Here is a 21,839-nt window from a genome sequence, read left to right on the forward strand (position 1 = left end):
GATTTACAAGCCGATTCGTCTCTGTGCATGCTGCCGTGTTGATCCGGCGCAGACCGGGCGCAACATGGAGACGACATGCCTAGTCAGGAATCCCTGCATACCGCCCACATCCGCGAGATCGAACAGGTGGGCCGGGGCCGCCCCACGCAGCGCGACGCGCATGTGGTGCGCAGTTGGCTGCGCTGCCTGGATCAGTATCAGTTGGACCCCGCGCAGGCTTGCGAGGCTTATATCGTGCCGGATGGCAGGCTGCGAGAACATCGGCAGCAATCCGAAGCGCTGATCCGCATCGCCCGCAGCGGGCTGGACCATCTTTTTCGGCAGGTGGCCGGCCAGAACTATGTGTTGCTGCTGGCCGACCGGCAAGGCGTCACCGTGGAATTCCTGGGTGACCCCGCGCAGACGTCCAAGCTGCGCAAGGCGGGCCTGTACCTGGGATCGGAATGGTCCGAGCCGCGCGCCGGCACCTGCGCGGTGGGAGCCTGCCTGGAGACGGGCGAGGCGCTGACCATTCACCAGACCGACCACTTCGACAACACCCATACCCCGCTGTCCTGCACCGCCGCGCCGATCTACAACGCCGACGGGGAACTGGCCGCCGTGCTGGACATTTCCCTGCTGAGTTCGCCCAGCCTGAAGACCAGCCAGAATCTGGCACTGCATCTGGTCAACAGCACGACGCGCCGCATCGAACTGGCCAACCTGATGGCGCGCACGCGCAACGAATGGGTGCTGCGCTTTGCGCGATCGCCCGAATTCCTGGACGTGGACCCGGAAGCGGCGATCTCGCTGGACGGCGCGGGACGCATCCTGGGCATGACACATTCAGGCGCCAAGCTGCTGGCGCGCGCGGCCGGGCTGGACTGGCGCCAACCGGCCGGCCTGATCGGCCAACCAGTCACCCGCTTTTTCGACGTGCAATTGGATGACCTGGCCCAATACACGCGCGGCCACGCGCCGCAGGACCGATTGATCGTCGCGCGGGATGGCAACGCGCTGTTTGCGCACGCCATCGAACCCAACCGTAGCACACGCGGCGCCACTGTCGCCGTGCGCGGCACTCCTTCCGCGCTACGTGGGCTGGACGGCGGCGATGCCCGGATGGCGGCCTTGCAGACGCGCGCCGCCAAGCTCGCCCGGCAGGGCCTGCCTATCCTGCTGCAGGGCGAGACCGGGGTGGGCAAGGAGTACCTGGCGCGCGCGATTCACGAAGACAGCCGACGGCTGGGCCGCTTTGTGGCGGTGAACTGTGCCGCCATTCCCGAGTCACTGATTGAAAGCGAGCTGTTCGGCTACCTGCCGGGCGCCTACACCGGCGCCGCGCCGAAGGGCCGCAAGGGCCTGATCGAAGAGTCCGATGGCGGCACGCTGTTCCTGGATGAGATCGGCGATATGCCGCTGGCGCTGCAAAGCCGACTGCTGCGCGTGCTGGCGGAATCCGAAGTCACGCCCATCGGCGCCAATGCGCCGCGCGCGCTGCGCCTGGCACTGGTGTCGGCCTCGCACCGCGACCTGGGCGCGCTGGTGCGCGAGGGACGTTTTCGTGAAGACCTTTACTACCGCATCAACGCCGCCACGCTGACCGTGCCCGCGCTGCGCGAACGGCAGGACCTGGACTGGTTGATTGCGCGCATGCTGGCGCGTCATCAAGATGAATCCGGCGCGCCCGTGCTGTCGCCGGCCGCATTGCTCGCGTTGAAGGCGCATGCGTGGCCCGGCAATATCCGCGAACTGGCCAACGTGATCGCCGTGGCCGCCGCGCTGTGCGAACGCGGCATCATCGAACCGGGCGACCTGCCGGAAGCGCTGGCGCCGGACGGCGTCGTGGTATCGGCCGAAGAAGTGGCGTTGCGATCCACACTGGAAAGTTGCGCGGGCAATGTGTCCGAAGTCGCGCGACGGCTAGGCCTGGACCGTTCCACCGTGCACCGCCAGATGCGGCGCTACGGGCTGGGTCCGCGCGGGCGGCGCTAGGGCTTTCTGCACTGCGGGTTCCTCGCGCGACTTTCCGCGACCGGGCCGTAACTTGCCGCGCCGCTGCCAGTTAGGGCGCCTGGCCGTAACGTGCCATGCCTCGCCTAACTTGCCCCCGCGCCACAGCCCGGCGCCACAGGTGTGGCGTCGCGCCACGGTGGGTCGGCAGCGTATCCGCCCGTTCCCCCGTGCCACGGGCGCCCGGCGTTGCCGGCAAGCTGGCATGCCGTTTGCATAACAAGGGTTGGGTACCCACCGGCCGGCACAGGCTGGGGTTTGCCTCGGACGCCTGCGTCCGCCCCCCAACCACGCCCCCCCGGGCAAGGAGACAAGTTATGCAGACCGCCCCCGCCGACGCCGCTTTGGACGCGGTGCTCGCCCGTCTGAACACCGCGCTGGGCAACAAGGACATGGCCGCCATCGCCGGCCTGTTCCAGGACGAATGCTATTGGCGCGACCTGGTGCTGTTCAGTTGGAACCTGCGCACCTTCGAAGGCCATGCGCAGATCCGCGACATGCTGGCGCAACAACTGTCGCAGGTAGAGCCGGTGCGGTTCACTCGCGATGAGCGCGAAGCGTCGACCGACGACGGCGGCCTCTTGCAAGGCTGGCTGAACATCGACACCAACCTGGCGCGCGGCTACGGCCATATCCGCGTGAAGGACGGCAAGATCTGGACGCTGCTGACCACCCTGTCCGAACTCAAGGGCCATGAGGAACCCAGCGGCACGCGCCGCCCCCTGGGCGCCGAGCACGGCAGCCGCCGCGAGCGCCAGACATGGCTGGAAAAGCGCGAGCAGGAAGCCGCCGAACTGGGCTACACGACGCAGCCCTATGTGCTGATCATCGGCGGCGGGCAAGGCGGCATCGCGCTGGGCGCGCGGTTACGCCAACTGAACGTGCCGACGATCATCATCGAAAAGAACGAGCGCGCGGGCGATAGCTGGAGAAAGCGCTACAAGTCCTTGTGCCTGCACGACCCGGTCTGGTACGACCACCTGCCCTACATCCCCTTTCCCGAGAACTGGCCCGTGTTCGCCCCCAAGGACAAGGTGGGCGACTGGCTGGAGATGTACACAAAGGTGATGGAACTGAACTACTGGACGTCCAGCGTCTGCGAATCGGCGCGTTACGACGAAGCGAAGAAAGAATGGGAAGTTACCGTGCTGCGGGACGGCAAGCCCGTGGTGCTACGGCCCAAGCAGTTGGTGCTGGCCACCGGCATGTCTGGCAAGCCGAACGTGCCGCGCTTTGCTGGCCAGGACGAGTTCCAGGGCGAACAGCAACATTCCTCGCAGCACCCCGGCCCCGACGCCTATCGCGGCAAGAACGTGGTGGTGATCGGCGCCAACAACTCGGCCCACGACATCTGCGCGGCCTTGTGGGAAGGCGGCGCCAACGTGACGATGGTGCAGCGTTCGTCCACGCACATCGTCCGGTCGGACACCTTGATGGACATCGGCCTGGGCGGCCTGTATTCCGAACAGGCGCTGGCCAACGGCATGACCACGCGCAAGGCCGACCTGACGTTTGCGTCGCTGCCCTACAAGATCATGGCGCAGTTTCAGATTCCGCTTTACAAGCAGATGCGCGAACGCGACGCCGAGTTCTACGGCAAGCTGGAAAAAGCCGGCTTCATGCTGGACTGGGGTGACGACGGCTCGGGCCTGTTCATGAAATACCTGCGGCGCGGGTCGGGCTATTACATCGACGTGGGCGCCTGCGACCTGATCATCGACGGCAGCGTCAAGCTGCAATCCAACACCGATGTCAGTCACCTGGCGCGCGACGCCGTCGTGTTGAAGAACGGCGTGACCTTGCCGGCGGACCTGGTCGTGTACGCCACCGGCTACGGCTCGATGAACGGCTGGGCCGCCGACCTGATCAGCCCGGAGGTGGCCGACAAGGTCGGCAAGTGCTGGGGCCTGGGGTCGGACACCACCAAGGACCCCGGCCCCTGGGAAGGCGAACAGCGCAACATGTGGAAGCCGACCCAGCAGGAAGGGTTGTGGTTCCATGGCGGCAACCTGCACCAGTCGCGACACTATTCGCAGTATTTGTCGCTGCAACTGAAGGCGCGGCACGCGGGGTTGCCGGTGCAGGTGTACGGCATGCAACAGGTCCACCACAAGCGCTAACCGCTGTAGACGCCTCTGGTGCAAGCGGCCGCCCGGCCGCTTGCACCCTGTCGATCCACAAGGTAAATTGTTGACAATTCAGCGTTTCCATAGCGCTTTCACCCGATATCACCCCCACAAATCGGACCGATTGTTGACACCATGAGCAAAGTGCTGACCCTGCCGGGCGCTGCGCCCGGCGATGGCGAGACCTTGTCGGATCACATTTTCAAGAAGATCCAGGCCGCCATCGTCAAGGGCGAGATCGCCCCCGGCAGCAAGATTTCCGAGCCCGAGCTTGCGCGTATCCATGGCGTCAGCCGGGGTCCGCTGCGTGAAGCGCTGCATCGCCTGGAAGGCCAGAGGCTGCTGGTGCGCGTGCCGCATGCGGGCGCGCGGGTGGTGTCCTTGTCGCCGCAGGAATTGTCCGAGCTGTATGAAATCCGCGAGTCGCTGGAAGGCACCGCGTGCAGGCTGGCCGCCGAGCGCATGCCGCCGTCTGAAATCGCCGAGCTGCGCGAGGTCTTGCACGCGCACGAACGCGATGCCGCCTTTCAGGCCGGCGTGGGTTACTACCAGCAGGAAGGCGATTACGATTTCCACTACCGCATCGTCAAGGGCAGCGGCAACCAGATGCTGTTTCGCATGCTGTGCGACGAGCTCTATCAATTGGCGCGCATGTACCGCATCCAGTACTCGACCACGCCCAACCGCCCCCGGCAGGCCTACGCCGAACACCACCGCATTCTTGACGCCATTGCCGACGGCGATGGCGAGCTGGCCGAAATCCTGATGCGCCGCCATATCCGCGCGTCCCGCATCAACATCGAACAACAGATCGCGCAAAGCACGTTGCAGCGCACGGAGGCATGATGAACCATTCGTACCGCAAGACCCTGCCCGGCACCCGCCTGGATTATTTCGACGCGCGCGCCGCCGTCGAAGCCATCGCACCCGGCGCCTACGCCGGCCTGCCCTATACGTCGCGCGTGCTGGCCGAAAACCTGGTGCGCCGCTGCGACCCGGAGATGTTGACCGACGCGTTGAAGCAGTTGATCGAACGCCGCCGCGACCTGGACTTTCCGTGGTTTCCCGCGCGCGTGGTCTGTCATGACATCCTGGGCCAGACCGCGCTGGTGGACCTGGCGGGCCTGCGCGACGCCATCGCCGAGAAAGGCGGCGACCCGGCCAAGGTGAACCCCGTGGTGCCGGTGCAGTTGATTGTCGACCACTCGCTGGCGGTTGAATTCGATGGCACCGACCCCGACGCCTTTGCCCGCAACCGCGCGGTGGAAGACCGCCGCAACGAAGACCGCTTCCATTTCATCGACTGGACCAAGCAGGCCTTTCGCAATATCGAAGTCGTTCCGCCGGGCAACGGCATCATGCACCAGATCAACCTGGAGCGGATGTCGCCCGTGATCTACACGCAAGACGGCGTGGCGTTTCCCGATACGCTGGTCGGCACCGACAGCCACACGCCGCACGTGGATGCGCTGGGCGTCATCGCCATTGGCGTGGGCGGCCTGGAAGCCGAAAACGTGATGCTGGGCCGCGCGTCGTGGATGCGCCTGCCGGACATCATCGGCGTTGAGCTCACCGGCCGCGCGCAACCCGGCATCACCGCCACCGACGTGGTGTTGACCCTGACCGAATTCCTGCGCAAAGAGAAGGTGGTGGGCGCGTATCTGGAGTTCTACGGCGAAGGCGCCGCCAGCCTGACCTTGGGCGACCGCGCCACCATCTCGAACATGGCGCCGGAATACGGCGCGACGGCCGCGATGTTCTCGATTGACCAGCAGACCATCGACTACCTGCGCCTGACCGGCCGCGAAGACGAACAGATTGCGCTGGTGGAAACCTATGCCAAGACGGCGGGCCTGTGGTCCGACAGCCTGGCGACCGCCGAATACGAGCGCGTGCTGCGCTTTGATCTGTCGACCGTGGTGCGCACGCTGGCCGGTCCGTCCAACCCGCACCGCCGCCTGCCGGTGTCCGACCTGGCCGAGCGCGGTATTTCTGGCGTGGTGGAAAACGAGCCGGGCTTGATGCCTGACGGCGCCGTCATCATTGCCGCCATCACCAGCTGCACCAACACCAGCAACCCGCGCAACGTGATCGCCGCCGGCCTGCTGGCGCGCAACGCGCGCCGCGCCGGCCTGGCCCGCAAGCCCTGGGTGAAGAGCTCGCTGGCGCCCGGCTCCAAGGCCGTGCAGTTGTACCTGGAAGAAGCCGGGCTGCTGCCCGATCTGGAAGCGCTGGGGTTTGGCGTGGTGGCGTTTGCCTGTACCACGTGCAACGGCATGTCGGGCGCGCTGGACCCGGTCATCCAGCAAGAAATCATCGACCGCGATCTTTATTCCACCGCCGTGCTGTCCGGCAACCGCAACTTCGACGGTCGCATCCATCCGTACGCCAAGCAGGCGTTCCTGGCCTCGCCGCCGTTGGTGGTGGCCTACGCGATTGCCGGCACCATCCGTTTCGACATCGAACGCGATGTGCTGGGTGTGGATGCCAGCGGCAAGGAACTTCGCCTGAAAGACATCTGGCCCAGCGACGAAGAGGTTGACGCCATGGTGAAGGCGGCGGTCAAGCCCGAGCAATTCCGCAAGGTCTATGCGCCGATGTTCGGCATTCAGGAAGACCGCAAGGCAGGCGTCAGCCCGCTGTACGACTGGCGTGCGCAAAGCACCTACATTCGCCGTCCGCCGTACTGGGAAGGCGCGCTGGCGGGTGAACGCACGCTGCGCGGCATGCTGCCGCTGGCGGTGCTGGGCGACAACATCACCACCGACCACCTGTCGCCGTCCAACGCCATCCTGATGGACAGCGCGGCGGGCGAATACCTGCACAAGATGGGTCTGCCCGAAGAAGACTTCAACTCGTACGCCACCCATCGCGGCGACCACCTGACCGCGCAACGCGCCACCTTCGCCAACCCCAAGCTCTTCAACGAGATGGTGACGAACGACGACGGCACGGTGAAGCAGGGCTCATTGGCGCGCGTGGAACCGGAAGGCCGCGAGATGCGCATGTGGGAAGCCATCGAAACGTATATGGAACGCAAGCAGCCGCTGATCATCGTGGCGGGCGCCGATTACGGCCAGGGTTCGTCGCGTGACTGGGCCGCCAAGGGCGTGCGGCTGGCGGGCGTGGAAGCCATTGTGGCCGAAGGGTTTGAACGCATCCACCGCACCAACCTGATCGGCATGGGCGTCCTGCCGCTGGAATTCAAGCCCGGCGTGAACCGCAAGACGCTGGCGCTGGACGGCACCGAAAGCTATGACGTCATCGGCGAACGCAAGCCGCGTGCCGACCTGACGCTGGTCATCCACCGCCGTAACGGCGAGACCGTGCAGGTGCCGGTGACCTGCCGCCTGGATACGGCCGAAGAAGTCTCCATCTACGACGCCGGCGGCGTGCTGCAACGCTTTGCGCAAGACTTCCTGGAAGCCGAATCCGTGGCGGGCGCCACCAAGAAGGCCGGCTGATTTTCACTTGGACAGGCGGGTGCGCACGCGCCCGCCGCCTTCAACATTCCAGACATCAGGACAACCCATGGCTCATGCTCCCCAGACCAAGATTGCCGCCACCTACATGCGTGGCGGCACCAGCAAAGGCGTGTTCTTCAAGCTTGACGACCTGCCCGAATCCGCGCGCGTGCCCGGCCCCGCGCGCGACGCGCTGCTGCTGCGCGTGATCGGCAGCCCCGACCCGTACGGCAAGCAGATCGACGGTATGGGCGCGGCCACGTCCAGCACCAGCAAGAGCGTGATCGTGGGCAAGAGCACGCAGCCGGACCACGACGTGGACTACCTGTTTGGCCAGGTCTCCATCGACCAGCCGTTCGTGGACTGGAGCGGCAACTGCGGCAACCTGTCGGCCGCCGTCGGCCCGTTTGCCATCACCAACGGCCTGGTGGACCCGGCGCGCGTGCCCGACAACGGCGTGGCCGTGGTGCGCATCTGGCAGGCCAACATCAAGAAGACCATCATTGCGCACGTACCCATGACCGATGGCGCGGTGCAGGAAACCGGCGATTTCGAGCTGGACGGCGTGACCTTTCCCGCCGCCGAGCTGCAACTGGAATTCATGGACCCGGCCGAAGACGGCGACGGCGGCTCGATGTTCCCCACCGGCAATCTGGTGGACGACCTGGAGGTGCCGGGCATCGGCACGTTCAAGGCCACTATGATCAATTCCGGCATCCCGACCATCTTCCTGGACGCGGCCGCGCTGGGTTACACCGGCACGGAATTGCAGGACGACATCAACAGCGACACCGCCGCCTTGGCCCGCTTTGAAACCATTCGCGCGCACGGTGCGCTGCGCATGGGCCTGATCGAAAAACTGGAAGACGCCGCCAGCCGCCAGCACACGCCGAAGGTCGCGTTCGTTGCGCCGCCCAAGGCCTATGTTTCATCCAGCGGCAAGCAGATCAGCGCCGACAACATCGACGTGCTGGTGCGCGCGCTGTCCATGGGCAAGCTGCACCACGCGATGATGGGCACGGCATCGGTGGCCATCGCCACCGCCGCCGCCGTGCCCGGCACCTTGGTCAACCTGGCCGCCGGCGGCACCGAACGCGACAACGTCAACTTCGGCCACCCCTCCGGCACGCTGCGCGTGGGCGCGCAAGCGCAGTTGGTGGACGGCGAATGGAAAGTCACCAAGGCCATCATGAGCCGCAGCGCGCGGGTGTTGATGGAAGGCCGCGTGCACGTGCCACGGCAGGGGTTCTAAGCGCGGGCTGGTGGTGACGGGCTCCTGGAGGCGCTGATTTGGTAATGCAACTGCATTACCATTCCAACATTCCGCTTAGGAGACCGCCATGCCTGCGACCCTGGAAATTGAATCGACCCTGACTGACCGCTACCAAACCACCATTCCCGATACCGTGCGCAAAGCGCTCGGGCTCAGCAAACGCGACAAGCTTCACTACAGCATCCGGCCCGGCGGAGAAGTCCTTTTGACGCGTGCCGACACGTCGAACGACGACGATCCGGCCATCTCTGCCTTCCTGACCTTTCTTGCGCAGGACATCACCGCGCACCCTGATCGCCTGCAAGCCCTTCCCGCCAGCTTGGCGGATTCCTTGCGCGACCTGGCTTCGAAGGTGGGTCAGCTGGATCTGAATGCACCGCTGTCCGAGGCGGACGAATGAGCGCCAAAGCAGGCGCGGTCAGCATCCATGGCTGGACGATTTACCTGCATCCTCTGTTTCGCCAACAACTGGAACAGCTAGCCAGCCAAGTGGCCGCGCAGCGCGCCAAAGATCCTGACGGTTATACAAAACGCAATGCCGCCAAGCGTCTCGCGGCCATCACGAAGCTGGCATTCGAGATCATCCCCGAAGATCCCAGCCGGCTGGAATACCGGCAAGGCGGCACACTGGGCGCGCACCATAAGCACTGGTTTCGCGCCAAGTTTTTTCAACAATACCGCTTGTTTTTCCGTTACCACGCTGCCAGCAAAGTGATTGTCTTTGCCTGGGTGAACGACGAGAACACCAAACGCGCCTATGGGCATGACGATGACGCGTATCAACTGCGAGCAAACACTCGCAACCCCCATTTTTACCCGGTTTTTTAGGCCTCAAGGGTAGACGCCGCCCTCGTCTATCCCTATACTCCTGGGCTGTTGTTACTCATCACCGGACTCTGACGATGCATCGTCATCCCAGAGCACCCGTCACACGGTCGCGCACAGCGGCCCGGCGCCAGCGCCGAAACACCACCACCCAGCCGCCAGGCTTATACCGGCGGCTGCGGAACAAAAACCTGCTTACCCAGCAGGACCATTGCTCACCGCATTGAGCTGCGCCTGCATCCAGGGCTTCGAGCTACGGCGTCGAATCACGCGTTCTGACTACGCGCTCGAACGACGTCTTCGTTTCCATGATGCGCCGGCCCTATGCCGCGGCAAGACACCATCACGGTGTGTCTTGTGTCTTGTCCACCCCGGGCTGCCATCCCCTGCCCGGGCGGGCAGGCACGTGATCGCGCGCGAAATGTGCAACCCCCGCGCTCGCGATCAATGGTGTTTCGTGTCTGACGTCCACGAGCTAGGACCTACAAGATGCAAGAGAGTGTTTTCTTCCAGTTATCGGCCACCACGGCCATTTTGTTGTTGGCCGGCTTCTACGGCGCCACCTTCCTCATGTCGCTGCTCATCGGCGAAAAAAACGAGAACGTGGATGGCTTCATGGTGTCCAACAACGCGGTCGGTTTCGGGCTGTCGGCCGCCAGCATGATCGCCACCTGGATCTGGGCGGCGTCCTTCTACGCCAGCGCCACATCCGGATTCAAGTACGGTTTGTCGGGCCCGCTGCATTACGGCTTCTGGGGCGCCTTGATGATTCTGTTCATCTACCCCTTCGGCAAACGCTTCAGACAACTGGCGCCCAAAGCGCACACACTGGCCGAAGTGATCCACGCGCGCCACGGCACGTCCAGCCAGATGATCATGGCGGTGTCGAACATTTTGGGCAGCTGCATTAGCCTGATGGTTAACTTCACGGCGGCAGGCGCGCTGGTGTCGATACTCAGCCCGCTTACGTTCATCCAGGGCGTGCTGATCGCCGGGCTGGGCGTGCTGTCCTACACGCTGTGGTCGGGCTTTCGCACATCAATCATGACCGACTTCGCGCAACTGGCGGCGATGATCATCGCCGCCGTCATCATCATCCCGCTGATCTTCTTCAACGCGGGCGGGCCAGACTTGCTGCAAGCGAACATGTGGCGCTTGAGCAGCGATCAGGCCGACTTCTATTCGACGAAAGCCATCCTGGAACAAGGCGCGCCCTACTTCGTGGCGGTGCTGGCCTATGCCATCGGCAACCAGACCATCGCGCAACGGCTATTTGCCGTACGGGAAGACTTGATCAAGCCCACGTTTCTGACGGCCACCATCGGGTACGGTGCAGTGGTGATCGGGCTGGGCATGCTGGGCCTGCTGGCCTTGTTCGTGGGGCTTGAACCCGCCAACGGCGACATGAACAACATCATTCCGCAGATGGCGTCGACCTACCTGCCTCCGTTTGGCATCGCGCTGTTCTTTCTGCTGGTGGTGGGCTCGCTGTCGTCCACCGCCGATTCCGATCTGGCTGCGCTGTCGGCAATCGTCATGACCGACGTCTACGCCAAGAACCTGGCGCGCGGCCGCCCGGACCCGCGCCGCATGCTGTGGTGGGGCCGCGCCACCATGATCATCGCCACGATGATTGGCGTGATCTTCGCAAGCCTGCGCCTGGACATCCTGGTCATGCTGGTGTTCGTGGGCGCGTTGTGGGGCGCCATCGTCTTTCCGGTGATCGCCAGCTTTTATTGGGACCGCGTCAACAACCGCGCATTCGTCTGCTCGGTGCTGTCCGCCGTGGCGCTGTTCACGATCGCGCGCTTTGAGCTGCTGCCCATGACGGGCGTGATCGCGGTGTTCTTTGAAATCTGCGCGGCCGTGGGCGGCGGCGTGGTGCTGGGCCTGATGACGTTCGGCTTTTTGGGCCGCACGGCCGCGATTGTCGTGGGCACAATTGGTGTCGTCGTCATGCTGCCCGCCTTCATCGGCAACTTGCGCGACTACATCGTGCTGCTGGCGTCCCTGACGGCCTATGGCGCCAGCGCCATCGTGTGCGTGGCGCTCAGCCTGCGCAACCGCGAACGCTTTGATTTCACCCTGCTGGCAGACCGCGTAACGTCGTTCAATCACGAGCAGGAGGTCATGTTGAAAACGCCGCCCTCAAAGCTCGCCACTGACGCCGCGCAATGACGCACCTGCCTCAACAACAAGGAGATTGATATGTGGTTAACCGCCTATTTTCTGATCTGGCCGGCGATATCCGCGGCCATTCTGGCGATCTTGTGCGTGACGCTGTGGAGGGATATCAGCGCGGCGAAGCAAAGCGGAAAGTCAATGATCTGACGCTGCGGCCAACACCTTCAATACCGCCGCTCCCGTTGCCACGATGTTCCCAGCGACGCTTAATTCCCCACGCATGAACACCAGGCTGGACGTGGCGCGCAGCAACTGCCCGCGCACTTCCAGAAACTGGCCGGCGCGGGCCGGTGCCAGGAAATGCGTGTCCAGTTGCACGGTGACGCACGCGCGGCGGTCCAGGGCTTGCCAGGCGATGGCACTTAAGCCGTGGTCCAGCAGTGCGGTCAAGAGGCCGCCGTGCACCACGCCGGCGGGGTTCAGGTGATCCGCGGTTGCCAATAATCCGTACGCCCAGGCTTGCGCTTCCTTGCGTACCCCCTCGTTGAACACCCCTTCCTTGCGCACCCACAACGGCCCGATCAACCCCGCGAATCCAGGCAGCGTCTTGCAATGCCAACCCTCGGCGGCAAGTGATTCGGCGGTGACGGGTGGTGGCATGGGTTCAGCTCCGGGTGGACAACAGTTGCGATAGCGTGTGCGCTTCGGCTTGCAGGTCCTTGGCCAATGCGTGCGCGCGAGCATCGTCCAATTGCTCGGCCAGCCCGGCGGCCACCAGGGAATGCGTCATCCGGTTGTGGCTGTTCAGCACCGGCACCGCAATCACGACGACACCGTTGATGTAGTGGTTGCGGTCCAGGCTGTAGCCGTCGCGGCGCACGGCGTCCACGTCGGCTTTCCATGCTGCGTAGTCGGGCGCCTGGTCCCAGCGCAGGGCCTTGAAGCGGCGTTCCAGTTCTTTATCCGATAGCTCGGAAAACGCGGCAACCAGGCGGCCCGTCGCGCTGATCAGCGCGGGAAAGCGGCTGCCCACGTCCACATGCAAGCGGAACGGCGCGGTGGAACGCGACAGCGCCAGCACCACCATGTGCTCGCTGCCCGCCACTTCCACACCGATCGCGGTGACGTTCGCGGCGCTGGACAGCTTGTCCAGCACGGGCTGCACCAACGCCGGAAACGGACTGCTTTCGATCACGCTACGCGCCAGCGTCAGCATGCCCACGCCCAGGCTGTAGCGCTTGGTGCCGGCATCGACTTTCACCAAGCCCTCTTCCACCAGCACGCGAAGAATGTGCAGGCAGGTGCTGGTCACCATGCCGAGCTCCTGCGAGATCGTCTTCAAGGTCATGGCTTCGCCACCACGGCCCAGCAATCGCAGGATGGCGATCGACCGCGTCACCGCCGGCACGGCGCGCACGCGCGGGCCCGTGCCGGCAGCGGATTCCTGGGAACTGGCTTCACTCATCTGGCTCTCCGATTTTTATTGCGGCAAGCATACCTTGGGCGGGCTTTGGCCGGTGACCTCGACTCCGCCACTAAATTGTATATATACAATCAATAGACGTCATTGACAATTCAAAAGCCGACGCGCATAGTCTGTCCAACCGCTTGCCGACCCACACAGGTACGACGACATGACGACGTTGACGCAGACCACTTCCTACGCAGACGCCCAGGCGCTCTGCTCGCCGGACAAACTTTGGGAGCTGTTCGACGGCAACCGTGAGCGCATGAACATCGCGCACGAATGCATCGACCGGCACGCGGGCAAGGACCAGCCCGCGATCATCCTGGTGCGGGCGGCGGGAGGTGATGAAACCTTCAGCTTCCAGCAGATTGCCGAGGCATCCTCCCGCTTTGCGCACTATCTGGTGGATCAGGGCATACGCCCCGGCGACCGCGTGGCGGTGATGCTGGAACCCTCGCTGGCGTTCTACGTGGCGATGTTCGGGGCCATGAAAATGGGCGCGATCGCCGTGCCGCTGTTCACCTTGTTCGGCCCGGATGGCATTCGGTTGCGCGTGCAGGACTGCAAGCCCCGCATGCTGGTCACCAACGCGGAAAAGGCACCCATGGTGGCGGCCGCCGACGACATGCGCGTCGTCATCGCGGATGACGGCTTCGTCGCCGCGCTGGCCCCCTATCCCGCGCACTACGACTGCAACACCCTGGCGGACGACCTGGCCATCTACCAATACACGTCCGGCACCACCCGCGAACTGCCGGACGCCGTGAAGCACACGCACCGCGCGCTGGTCACGCTGATGCTGGCGGCGCTGTACGGCACCGGCGTGCGGCCGGGCGACCGCTACATGTGCCCGTCGTCACCGGCCTGGGGCCATGGCTTGTGGCACGGCACGCTTGCCCCCTTGGCGCTGGGCGTGACCATCGGCGCCTACGCCGGCAAGTTCAACGCCGAACGCCTGCTGCAAGCGTTGCAAGAACACGGCTTCAACAACATCTCGGCCGCGGCCACGCACTACCGGATGATGCGCAACTCCGGCGCGGCCGGCCGCTACCGCTATCAGCTCGACAAGGTGTCCTTTACCGGCGAGCCCATCGACAGCGAAACGTCCGCCTTTGTGGAAGCCACCTTCGGACGTCCGGCGTGCAGCATGTACGGCACCACGGAAATCGGCGTGTGCCTGGTGAACTATCCCGGCGCGTCCGACTTCACGGTCAAGCCGGGGTCGCTGGGCAAACCCGTGCCGGGCTTGCGCGTGGAAGTGCAGGACGCCAACGGCGCACCCTGCCCGCCCGGCGTGACGGGCGAACTGAAACTGTGGCGCCGCGACGCCTGGGTCGCCACCAAGGACCTCGGACGCGTCGACGAAGACGGCTACTTCTGGCATGGCGGCCGCGCCGACGACGTCATCATCTCGGCGGGCTGGACGATGAGCGCCGTCGAGATCGAAGACGCCATCCTGAAGCATCGCGACGTAACGGAAGCCGCCGCCATCGGCGTGCCCGACGCCTTGCGTGGCCAGGTCGTGAAAGCCTTTGTGGTGTCGGCCCGCCCGGGCGACGACGCCTTCGTGGAAGAAATCCAGAACACCGTGCGCAGCCAACTGGCCCAGCACGAGTACCCGCGTCAGGTGGTGTTCGTGCCTGAACTACCCAAGACGCCGGCCGGCAAGATCCATCGCCGAAAACTGCGGGAGCAAGAGCTTGCCACCGCTGAAGCTTCAACCCCCGACACCCCGAAAGCCGTGCCCGCCGCGCACGTCTGACCCATCCCCAGGAGACATCATGTTGACCAAGACCAAAACTGAACGTAGTTTCCCGACCATTACCGAACGCGGTCTGGACGAACTGCGCGCGCGCATCGGCGTAAAGATCGGCGCCACCGCCGAGCCGTGGTGCTACGAGGCCACGCGCGACAACATCCGCCACTACGCCCACGGCATCGGCGACGACAACCCCCTGTGGTCCGACCCCGAGTACGCGGCCAAGACGCAGCATGGCGGCATCATCGCCCTGCCCAGCTTTCTGTTTTCCACGAGCCGCATCGTGTCGGGCTACGTGGGCGGCTTGCCCGGCGTGCACGCCATGTGGTCGGGCGCCGACTGGACCTGGCACAAGACCGTCAAGCGCAACGATGTGATCTCCACCGAAGCGCACCTGAAAGACCTGATCGAACACCAGACCCGTTTCGCGGGCCGCGCGATCCAGCAGATCTACCACGTGGACTTCTTCAACCAGGACGGCGACAAGGTGGCCGAGGCCGATAGCTGGTGCTTTCGCACCGAACGCGACCATGCTCGCGAACAAGGCAGCAAGTACAAGGAAGTGCGCGCCCGCGAACCGCGCCGCTACAGCCCCGAGGAAATCAAGGAAGCCTACAAGCTATATGCCCAGGAAGAAGTGCGCGGCGCCACGCCCCGCTACTGGGAAGACGTGAAGGAAGGCGAGGAACTGCCCGTGATGTTCAAGGGGCCGATGACGGTAACGGGCTTCATTGCCTATGCGCAGGGTTGGGGCGGCCTGTACATTCGCGCCAACAAGCTGGCCTGGCAACTGATCGACGCGCACCCGGGTGTGGGCATCACCAACCGCTTCGGCATTCCCGATGTGCCCGAGCGTGTGCACTGGGAAGAGGAATTCGCGCTGGAAGTGGGCGCCCCGGGTGCCTACGATTACGGTCCCGAGCGCAATTCGTGGCTGACGCACCACCTTACCAACTGGATGGGCGACGCTGGCTTCCTGCGCAAATCCACGTGCAAAATCCGCCGCCACAACCCGGAAGGCGACATGCTGTTCTTCAAGGGCCGCGTCACGCGCAAGTTCGTGGAAGACGGCCGGCATCTGGTTGAAATCGAACAGGAAGCGCGCAACCAGGACGACGAGCTGTCCGTACTGGGCACGGGCGTGGTTGAATTGCCCACCCGCGGATGACGCGCGGGTTGCGTGGGCGCATCGACTGCCCGCGCAGCCTGATTCCCGACGGCTGACCGGCCGCCGCTGCTTGCCATGATCGCGCGCTGGCGGATCGCCGCCCGCGCGTTGGACATGACCAAAACGAGGTCAATGATGTCTGGTTCATCGGAGCACGCTGCACACGCCCCGCCTGCCCGCGCCGCTGGTGCGCTTGACGGCATACGGGTGATTGATCTGTCCCGGGTGCTGGCCGGGCCGCTATGCACCCAGATGCTGTCGGATCAGGGTGCCAGCGTCATCAAGGTCGAGCCGCCCGGTGGCGATGAAACGCGCGCCTTGGGCCCGCCCGTCAATGCGGACGGCGACGCCGCCTACTTCACTGCGGTGAACCGGGGCAAGCGCGCCATCGGGCTGGACCTGTCATTGCCAGGGGGCCGCGAGGTGTTGTTGCGCCTGCTGGAACAGGCCGACGTGCTGGTCGAGAACTTCATTCCCGGCACGATGGCCAAGTGGGGGCTGGACTACGAAGCCGACTTGAAGGCGCGCTTTCCCCAACTGATTTACTGCGCCATCTCGGGCTTTGGCGAAGACGGCCCGCTGGGCGGCCTGCCCGGCTACGACGCCATCCTGCAAGCCATGTGCGGGCTGATGAGCGTGAACGGCGACGCGGCCAGCGGCCCCACCCGCATCGGCATTCCCATCGTTGACCACCTGACGGGATACACCGCGCAGTCGGGCATTCTGCTGGCGCTATACCACCGCGCCCGCACGGGCCAGGGCCAGCGCGTGGACGTCACCTTGTTCGACACCGCGCTCAGCCTGCTGGTACCCCACGCCGCCAACTGGATGCACACGCAGCGCACGCCCGGGCTGATGGGCAGCGCGCATCCCAACATCGCGCCCTATGACCGCTTTGCCTGCCGCGATGGCGACATTTTCCTGGGCGTGGTGAACGACCGGCAGTTCCGAAAATTTTGCGACTACATCGGCTTGGCGCCCTTGCTGGAGGACGGGCGCTTCACGTCCAACCGCCAACGCCTGCAACACCGGGACGCCTTGCGCGAGGCCATCGAAGGGGCGCTGCGCGATCGCGCGCGCGAGGCGGTCTGCCATGACCTGATGCGGCTGGGCGTGCCGGTGGGTCCGGTCAATAGCGTGCCCGAGGCCTTCGAGCAGGCGCATACGGCGCATCGCGGCATGCGTATTGATCGCGACGGTTACCACGGCATCGGCCCTGCCACGCGCCTGGCGGAAGCACCTACGCGCGTGGGCCGCCTGCCACCCGCTTTTGCGCAGCACACGGACGAGGTCCTCCGGGAGGCCGGCCTCGACGACACCCGCATCGCAAGCTTGCGGGAGCAAGGCGTTCTGCCGCCGCGCAGGCCTCCGCCCAAGCCGTAGCAGCACGAACGCAAGCCCATAAGAAAACCCAGGAGACCACCATGAAATCACTACGTTTGATCGCCGCGCTGGCGGCATCCCTGCTGTGCACGCAGCCCGTGGCGGCGGCGGACAACTATCCTTCCAAGCCGGTGCGTATCATCGTGCCGTATCAGGCGGGCCAAGGCACCGACGTGGCCGCGCGCTATCTCAGCGACTACCTGGCCCGCGAACTGGGTCAACCCTTCATCGTTGAAAACCGCCCTGGCGCGGGCGGCAACATCGGCGCGTCCGAAGCGGCTCGCGCCGCGCCTGACGGCTACACCGTGCTGATGGGCACCAACGGCACCCACGTGCTGAACCAGTTCATTTACGCCTCCACCAACTTTGACCCCGCCAAGGATTTCGAGCCGATCATGCTGGTCAGCTCGTTTCCGATGGTGTTGGTGACCACGCCGGCATCCCCCTACAAGAGCCTGGCAGACCTGCGAGATCCGAAGAAAGCCAAGCCCGACAGCGTCAACGTCGGCATGCCCAGCACCACGGCGCGCCTGGTGTTCGAACTGCTCAAACAGCAAGGCGTAGCCAGCATTCGCGGCATACCCTACAAGGGTTCGGCCACGGCCACCACCGATTTGATGGGCGGCCAGGTGCAGATCGGCATCGACACCGTCAGCGCCGCGCGCTCGTTCATTACCGGCGACAAGCTGCGCGCGCTGGCTGTCACGTCCTTGAAGGAGTCTGCCCTGCTGCCCGGCGTGCCGCCCGTGTCGGCGCAGGGCCTGCCAGACTTCCAGGTGATCGCGTGGAACGGGATGTACGCGCCCAAGGGCACGCCGCCCGCCGTGGTGCAGAAGCTGAACGCCGCGCTGGTCAAGATTCTGAAGCAGCCCGACGTGCAAAAGCGCCTGCTGGAACTGGGCCACGAACCGGGCGGCGGCACGCCGGCGGAGCTGGATGCCTTCGCGCGCAGCGAACGGCTGAAGTGGGAACCGCTGATCCTCAAGGCGGGGTTGAAAGCGGACTAAAGGCCGCGGCCATTTTCCGGCCGACCCGTTCGACATCCTGCTGGTGAACGACAACGCCCGGGCCATGTGCCCGGGCGTTTGCGTTTGACTCGGCAAACTAGCAGTTCTGATAGCTCCAGGGTTTACCCCAACAGAATTAATACCTATAACATCAGAGAATATAACTATTAGAACAACCACACCCCTTCGGAGACAAACCATGGCGATGCCCACCCTCAAGCATTTCATCAACGGCCAATACGCGGAGTCCAAGGGCTCCGAGTATTTTGATCTGATCAGCCCCGTTACCGGCCAGCCGATCGCCCGCTCTCCCAACGCCAACGACGCTGACGTGGACGCCGCCTATGCCGCCGCCAGCCACGCCTTCAAAACCTGGGGCCGCAGCACCCCGTCGGCACGCCAGCAAGCTCTGTTGAAACTGGCCGACGCCGTCGCAGCCAACAGCGACCGCCTGGTTGAAGCCCAAAGCCGCAACACCGGCCAGCTCAAGCACTTGATCGCCTCGGAAGAAGTGGCGGTGTGCGTAGATCAGATCCGTTTCTTTGCCGGCGCCGCCCGCTTCCTGGAAGGCAAGGCCACTGGCGAATACATGGAAGGCCTGACGTCCAGCATCCGTCGCGAACCGCTGGGCGTGGTGGGCCAGGTCACGCCCTGGAACTATCCGCTCATGATGGCCGTATGGAAGATCGCCCCGGCGCTTGCCGCGGGCAACACCGTGGTGCTCAAGCCCAGCGACAGCACGCCTGAAAGCACCTTGCTGCTAGCCGAAATCGCCGCGCCGTTCTTCCCCGCTGGCGCCTTCAACGTGGTGTTGGGCAATGCCGCCACGGGCGCCAAGGTGGTGTCGCACAAGACCCCCGCGCTGGTATCCATTACGGGTTCGGTACGCGCCGGCCTGCAAGTGGCCGCGTCCGCCGCCGCCAACCTCACGCGCGCCCACCTTGAACTGGGTGGCAAGGCGCCGGTCGTCGTCTTTGAAGACACCGACCTGGACCGCGCCGCGCAGCACATCGCCATGACGGGCTTCTTCAACGCCGGCCAGGACTGCACCGCCGCCACGCGCGTCATCGTCGCGGAATCCGTCCACGACGCTTTCGTTGAAAAGCTGGTGGCTGCCGCCCGCGACACGCGCTTCGGCGAACCCGACGACCAAGACGCGCTGTACGGCCCGCTGAACAACGCCGCGCAACTGGAGCGCATACAGGGTTTCATCAAGCGCCTGCCCGCCCACGCCCGGGTTGAAATCGGTGGCCGCCACGCCGCGCGCGCCGGCTATTACTTCGAGCCCACCGTCATCACCGGCCTGCAACAGCAAGACGAAGCCGTCCAGACCGAAGTCTTCGGCCCGGTCATCACGGTGCAGAAATTCGTCGATGAAGCCGACGCCATCACCAAGGCCAATGACGTGGAATACGGCCTGGCCGCCAGCGTCTGGACGCGCGACCACGGCCGCGCCCAACGCCTGTCGCGCGATCTGGATTTCGGCACCGTGTGGATCAACACGCACATCCCGCTGACCGCCGAAGCGCCGCATGGCGGATTCAAGCGTTCGGGCTATGGCAAGGACCTGTCCGCCTACGGCTTTGAAGAGTACACGCGCGTCAAGCACGTGATGAGCTCGCACGATTAACCCCGGAATCGCCATGACCACGACTTCACATTCCACCCCGCCCAAGGCCAATGTCCTGCGTGACCTTGTCGCCCGCGCGCACCATGAACTGTTCACGCTGCGCGACACCGGCGCGCTGGAGCGCTATTTCTCGCCGCGCTTCATTGAGCATTCGCCGCTGGTGAAAGACGGCGCGGACGGCCTCTTCATGCTGGTGCAGGAACATCCCGACTTGCATCACGAGGTTTATCGCGTACTGGTGGACGGCGACCTGGTCGCCATCCATGGCCGCTACACCGGCCTGGGCGCGCAAGCCCTGGTGGGCTTCGACATCTACCGCGTGGCTGACCACCGCATCGTCGAACACTGGGACGGCCTGGTCCCGGAAGCACCACCCAACGCCAGCGGCCGCACGCAGCTGGATGGCCCCACTCAGCCCAGCGCAGGCCAAGACGCCGAGGCCAACCGCGGCCTGGTCATGGCCTTCTTCACCCGCGCCCTGATCGAAGGGGACTATTCCGCCTTCAACGATTACTGCAACGGCGTAGGCTTCCACCAGCACAGCCCCGACATCGCCGACGGCACGGTGGCCGTGGTCGACTTCCTGAACCAGTTGCGGGAAACCGGCCACGGGCTGCAATACAGCCGCGTGCATCGCAGCGTGGCCGAAGGCGACTTCGTGCTGACGCATTCGGAAGGCAGCATCGCCGGCGAGCGCCATGCCTACTTTGAACTGTGGCGCGTACAGGACGGCAAGGTCGCCGAACTGTGGGACGCCATCACGCCGGTGCCCGAGGACAGCCAGGCGCAGCATCGCCACGGCATCTTCTAGCGCTGCCATGGCATGATGCACGTTTCCCATTCCCGCCCCGGAGTCCCGCCATGACCGCCCACGCCATCGTCTACGCCCCCATCGGCCAAGGCACGCGCTCGGAGCAGGTGGTCGAACGCTTAAGCAACGCGATCGTGGCCGGCCTGCTGCATGCCGACGAGCAACTGCCCAACGAGAACGAGCTTTCACGCCTGATGGGCGTGTCGCCCGTGACCATGCGCGAGGCCTTGAACACCTTGCGCGCAAGGCAGTTGATCGATACCCGGCGCGGGCGCAATGGCGGCAGTTTCGTGTGCCCGGTACCGGCGCAGATGATGCACGACCGCCATCCGCTGCGGCTGGCCACGCCGGGCGACCTGGCCGACCTGGGCGAACTGCATTGCGCCGTGGTCGGCCACAGCGCGAAGCTGGCCGCGCAACGCTCCACCGCCGATGAACATCAGCGGCTGGCGCGCGAGATCGATCAGTTCCAGGCGGCGGCCGACCCGCAGGCGCGTGCGCAGGCCGACATGCGCTGCCTGCTGATGCTGGCCACCCACGCGCAATCCGCGCGGCTGGCCAACCAGGAACTGGCCATCCAGGCGGAATGGGCACCGCTGGTCGCGTCCATTTACCCGCACGCGGCGCTGCACACCGGCATCGTCAACGCCTATCGCCGCTTGCAGGCTGCGCTGCTTGCCGGCGACGAGTCCGCCAGCAGCGCCTGTGCCCAGGACATGATCGGCATGCAAACCGACCACCTGCTTGAACACAAACTGCGGTTGGACGCCACGGCGCCTCCGCCACAACAAACCTAGGGCCGCTGACGC

18 protein-coding genes are annotated in these 21,839 nt (G+C 64.9%); 16 read left to right on the forward strand and 2 right to left on the reverse strand.

The genetic code is table 11. From position 1 onward, the window contains the following. Positions 1–75: 75 nt before the first annotated feature. The 9 genes from P8T11_RS16135 to P8T11_RS16175 all read left to right on the forward strand — a co-directional run bounded on the left by P8T11_RS16135 (position 76) and on the right by P8T11_RS16175 (position 12,011). Positions 76–1,974 (forward strand): sigma-54-dependent Fis family transcriptional regulator, encoded by a 1,899-nt coding sequence (locus P8T11_RS16135; RefSeq protein WP_268081011.1) that lies wholly within the window; start codon positions 76–78, stop codon positions 1,972–1,974. A 335-nt stretch (positions 1,975–2,309) separates the two neighbouring features. After that, complete coding sequence (locus tag P8T11_RS16140; protein ID WP_277550034.1) at positions 2,310–4,112, forward strand: NAD(P)/FAD-dependent oxidoreductase; 1,803 nt, start codon at positions 2,310–2,312, stop codon at positions 4,110–4,112. A gap of 141 nt (positions 4,113–4,253) precedes the next feature. Next, on the forward strand, positions 4,254–4,964 hold the full coding sequence (locus P8T11_RS16145) for a GntR family transcriptional regulator (protein WP_050445729.1): 711 nt from the start codon (positions 4,254–4,256) through the stop codon (positions 4,962–4,964). Further along, the gene (gene acnD, locus P8T11_RS16150) at positions 4,964–7,582 is read left to right on the forward strand and encodes a Fe/S-dependent 2-methylisocitrate dehydratase AcnD (RefSeq protein ID WP_268081010.1); all 2,619 of its coding nucleotides are present in this window, start codon (positions 4,964–4,966) and stop codon (positions 7,580–7,582) included. Before P8T11_RS16145 ends, acnD begins: the two co-directional genes overlap by 1 nt. Before the next feature lie 67 nt (positions 7,583–7,649). Continuing rightward, positions 7,650–8,834: a 2-methylaconitate cis-trans isomerase PrpF gene (gene prpF, locus P8T11_RS16155; protein WP_268081009.1), complete on the forward strand. Its 1,185-nt coding sequence runs from the start codon at positions 7,650–7,652 to the stop codon at positions 8,832–8,834. A gap of 88 nt (positions 8,835–8,922) precedes the next feature. Next, positions 8,923–9,255 carry a type II toxin-antitoxin system PrlF family antitoxin gene (locus P8T11_RS16160; protein WP_268081008.1) on the forward strand — a complete coding sequence of 111 codons (333 nt, stop codon included), beginning with the start codon at positions 8,923–8,925 and terminating at the stop codon, positions 9,253–9,255. After that, a complete protein-coding gene (locus P8T11_RS16165; protein WP_268081007.1) occupies positions 9,252–9,683 on the forward strand; it encodes a type II toxin-antitoxin system YhaV family toxin in 432 nt (143 codons plus the stop codon). Before P8T11_RS16160 ends, P8T11_RS16165 begins: the two co-directional genes overlap by 4 nt. A gap of 486 nt (positions 9,684–10,169) precedes the next feature. Then, positions 10,170–11,858 (forward strand): sodium:solute symporter family protein, encoded by a 1,689-nt coding sequence (locus P8T11_RS16170; RefSeq protein ID WP_268081006.1) that lies wholly within the window; start codon positions 10,170–10,172, stop codon positions 11,856–11,858. A 30-nt stretch (positions 11,859–11,888) separates the two neighbouring features. Continuing rightward, positions 11,889–12,011 carry a putative transporter small subunit gene (locus P8T11_RS16175; RefSeq protein WP_230694475.1) on the forward strand — a complete coding sequence of 41 codons (123 nt, stop codon included), beginning with the start codon at positions 11,889–11,891 and terminating at the stop codon, positions 12,009–12,011. Here the strand turns inward: P8T11_RS16175 and P8T11_RS16180 are convergent. Continuing rightward, complete coding sequence (locus tag P8T11_RS16180) at positions 12,000–12,464, reverse strand: PaaI family thioesterase (protein ID WP_268081005.1); 465 nt, start codon at positions 12,462–12,464, stop codon at positions 12,000–12,002. The genes P8T11_RS16175 and P8T11_RS16180 overlap by 12 nt on opposite strands. Positions 12,465–12,468: 4 nt before the next feature. Next, entirely contained in the window at positions 12,469–13,269 is an 801-nt protein-coding gene (locus P8T11_RS16185) for an IclR family transcriptional regulator (protein ID WP_100854330.1), read from the reverse strand. Between the two features lie 169 nt (positions 13,270–13,438). On the opposite strand from P8T11_RS16185, the gene P8T11_RS16190 reads away from it, so the two are divergent. The 7 genes from P8T11_RS16190 (at position 13,439) to P8T11_RS16220 (ending at position 21,827) form a co-directional block, all read left to right on the forward strand. Continuing rightward, positions 13,439–15,034, forward strand: a complete 1,596-nt coding sequence (locus P8T11_RS16190; protein WP_268081004.1) for an acyl-CoA synthetase — start codon at positions 13,439–13,441, stop codon at positions 15,032–15,034. A gap of 19 nt (positions 15,035–15,053) precedes the next feature. Further along, positions 15,054–16,199: an FAS1-like dehydratase domain-containing protein gene (locus tag P8T11_RS16195; RefSeq protein ID WP_268081003.1), complete on the forward strand. Its 1,146-nt coding sequence runs from the start codon at positions 15,054–15,056 to the stop codon at positions 16,197–16,199. A gap of 132 nt (positions 16,200–16,331) precedes the next feature. Beyond that, entirely contained in the window at positions 16,332–17,582 is a 1,251-nt protein-coding gene (locus P8T11_RS16200; RefSeq protein ID WP_268081002.1) for a CaiB/BaiF CoA transferase family protein, read from the forward strand. Between the two features lie 41 nt (positions 17,583–17,623). Further along, positions 17,624–18,589: a Bug family tripartite tricarboxylate transporter substrate binding protein gene (locus tag P8T11_RS16205; protein WP_268081001.1), complete on the forward strand. Its 966-nt coding sequence runs from the start codon at positions 17,624–17,626 to the stop codon at positions 18,587–18,589. 199 nt (positions 18,590–18,788) lie between these two features. Further along, positions 18,789–20,219 carry a gamma-aminobutyraldehyde dehydrogenase gene (locus P8T11_RS16210; RefSeq protein ID WP_268081000.1) on the forward strand — a complete coding sequence of 477 codons (1,431 nt, stop codon included), beginning with the start codon at positions 18,789–18,791 and terminating at the stop codon, positions 20,217–20,219. 13 nt (positions 20,220–20,232) lie between these two features. Next, the gene (locus P8T11_RS16215) at positions 20,233–21,030 is read left to right on the forward strand and encodes a nuclear transport factor 2 family protein (RefSeq protein WP_268080999.1); all 798 of its coding nucleotides are present in this window, start codon (positions 20,233–20,235) and stop codon (positions 21,028–21,030) included. A gap of 50 nt (positions 21,031–21,080) precedes the next feature. Further along, entirely contained in the window at positions 21,081–21,827 is a 747-nt protein-coding gene (locus tag P8T11_RS16220) for a FadR/GntR family transcriptional regulator (protein ID WP_268080998.1), read from the forward strand. Positions 21,828–21,839 lie beyond the last annotated feature (12 nt).

The sequence above is a fragment of the Achromobacter spanius genome (genome assembly GCF_029637605.1).
GTDB lineage: Bacteria > Pseudomonadota > Gammaproteobacteria > Burkholderiales > Burkholderiaceae_B > Achromobacter > Achromobacter spanius_E.

What these genes read in the sequence shown, in the direction of transcription:
- P8T11_RS16200 (WP_268081002.1), top strand. Translation starts at nt 16,332, where the DNA reads ATGATGTCTGGTTCATCGGAGCACGCTGCACACGCCCCGCCTGCCCGC.
- P8T11_RS16195 (WP_268081003.1), top strand. Translation starts at nt 15,054, where the DNA reads ATGTTGACCAAGACCAAAACTGAACGTAGTTTCCCGACCATTACCGAA.
- P8T11_RS16165 (WP_268081007.1), top strand. Translation starts at nt 9,252, where the DNA reads ATGAGCGCCAAAGCAGGCGCGGTCAGCATCCATGGCTGGACGATTTAC.
- P8T11_RS16135 (WP_268081011.1), top strand. Translation starts at nt 76, where the DNA reads ATGCCTAGTCAGGAATCCCTGCATACCGCCCACATCCGCGAGATCGAA.
- P8T11_RS16220 (WP_268080998.1), top strand. Translation starts at nt 21,081, where the DNA reads ATGACCGCCCACGCCATCGTCTACGCCCCCATCGGCCAAGGCACGCGC.
- acnD (WP_268081010.1), top strand. Translation starts at nt 4,964, where the DNA reads ATGAACCATTCGTACCGCAAGACCCTGCCCGGCACCCGCCTGGATTAT.
- P8T11_RS16205 (WP_268081001.1), top strand. Translation starts at nt 17,624, where the DNA reads ATGAAATCACTACGTTTGATCGCCGCGCTGGCGGCATCCCTGCTGTGC.
- P8T11_RS16170 (WP_268081006.1), top strand. Translation starts at nt 10,170, where the DNA reads ATGCAAGAGAGTGTTTTCTTCCAGTTATCGGCCACCACGGCCATTTTG.
- P8T11_RS16160 (WP_268081008.1), top strand. Translation starts at nt 8,923, where the DNA reads ATGCCTGCGACCCTGGAAATTGAATCGACCCTGACTGACCGCTACCAA.
- P8T11_RS16190 (WP_268081004.1), top strand. Translation starts at nt 13,439, where the DNA reads ATGACGACGTTGACGCAGACCACTTCCTACGCAGACGCCCAGGCGCTC.
- P8T11_RS16175 (WP_230694475.1), top strand. Translation starts at nt 11,889, where the DNA reads ATGTGGTTAACCGCCTATTTTCTGATCTGGCCGGCGATATCCGCGGCC.
- P8T11_RS16210 (WP_268081000.1), top strand. Translation starts at nt 18,789, where the DNA reads ATGGCGATGCCCACCCTCAAGCATTTCATCAACGGCCAATACGCGGAG.
- P8T11_RS16185 (WP_100854330.1), bottom strand. Translation starts at nt 13,269, where the DNA reads ATGAGTGAAGCCAGTTCCCAGGAATCCGCTGCCGGCACGGGCCCGCGC.
- P8T11_RS16180 (WP_268081005.1), bottom strand. Translation starts at nt 12,464, where the DNA reads ATGCCACCACCCGTCACCGCCGAATCACTTGCCGCCGAGGGTTGGCAT.
- P8T11_RS16215 (WP_268080999.1), top strand. Translation starts at nt 20,233, where the DNA reads ATGACCACGACTTCACATTCCACCCCGCCCAAGGCCAATGTCCTGCGT.
- prpF (WP_268081009.1), top strand. Translation starts at nt 7,650, where the DNA reads ATGGCTCATGCTCCCCAGACCAAGATTGCCGCCACCTACATGCGTGGC.
- P8T11_RS16145 (WP_050445729.1), top strand. Translation starts at nt 4,254, where the DNA reads ATGAGCAAAGTGCTGACCCTGCCGGGCGCTGCGCCCGGCGATGGCGAG.
- P8T11_RS16140 (WP_277550034.1), top strand. Translation starts at nt 2,310, where the DNA reads ATGCAGACCGCCCCCGCCGACGCCGCTTTGGACGCGGTGCTCGCCCGT.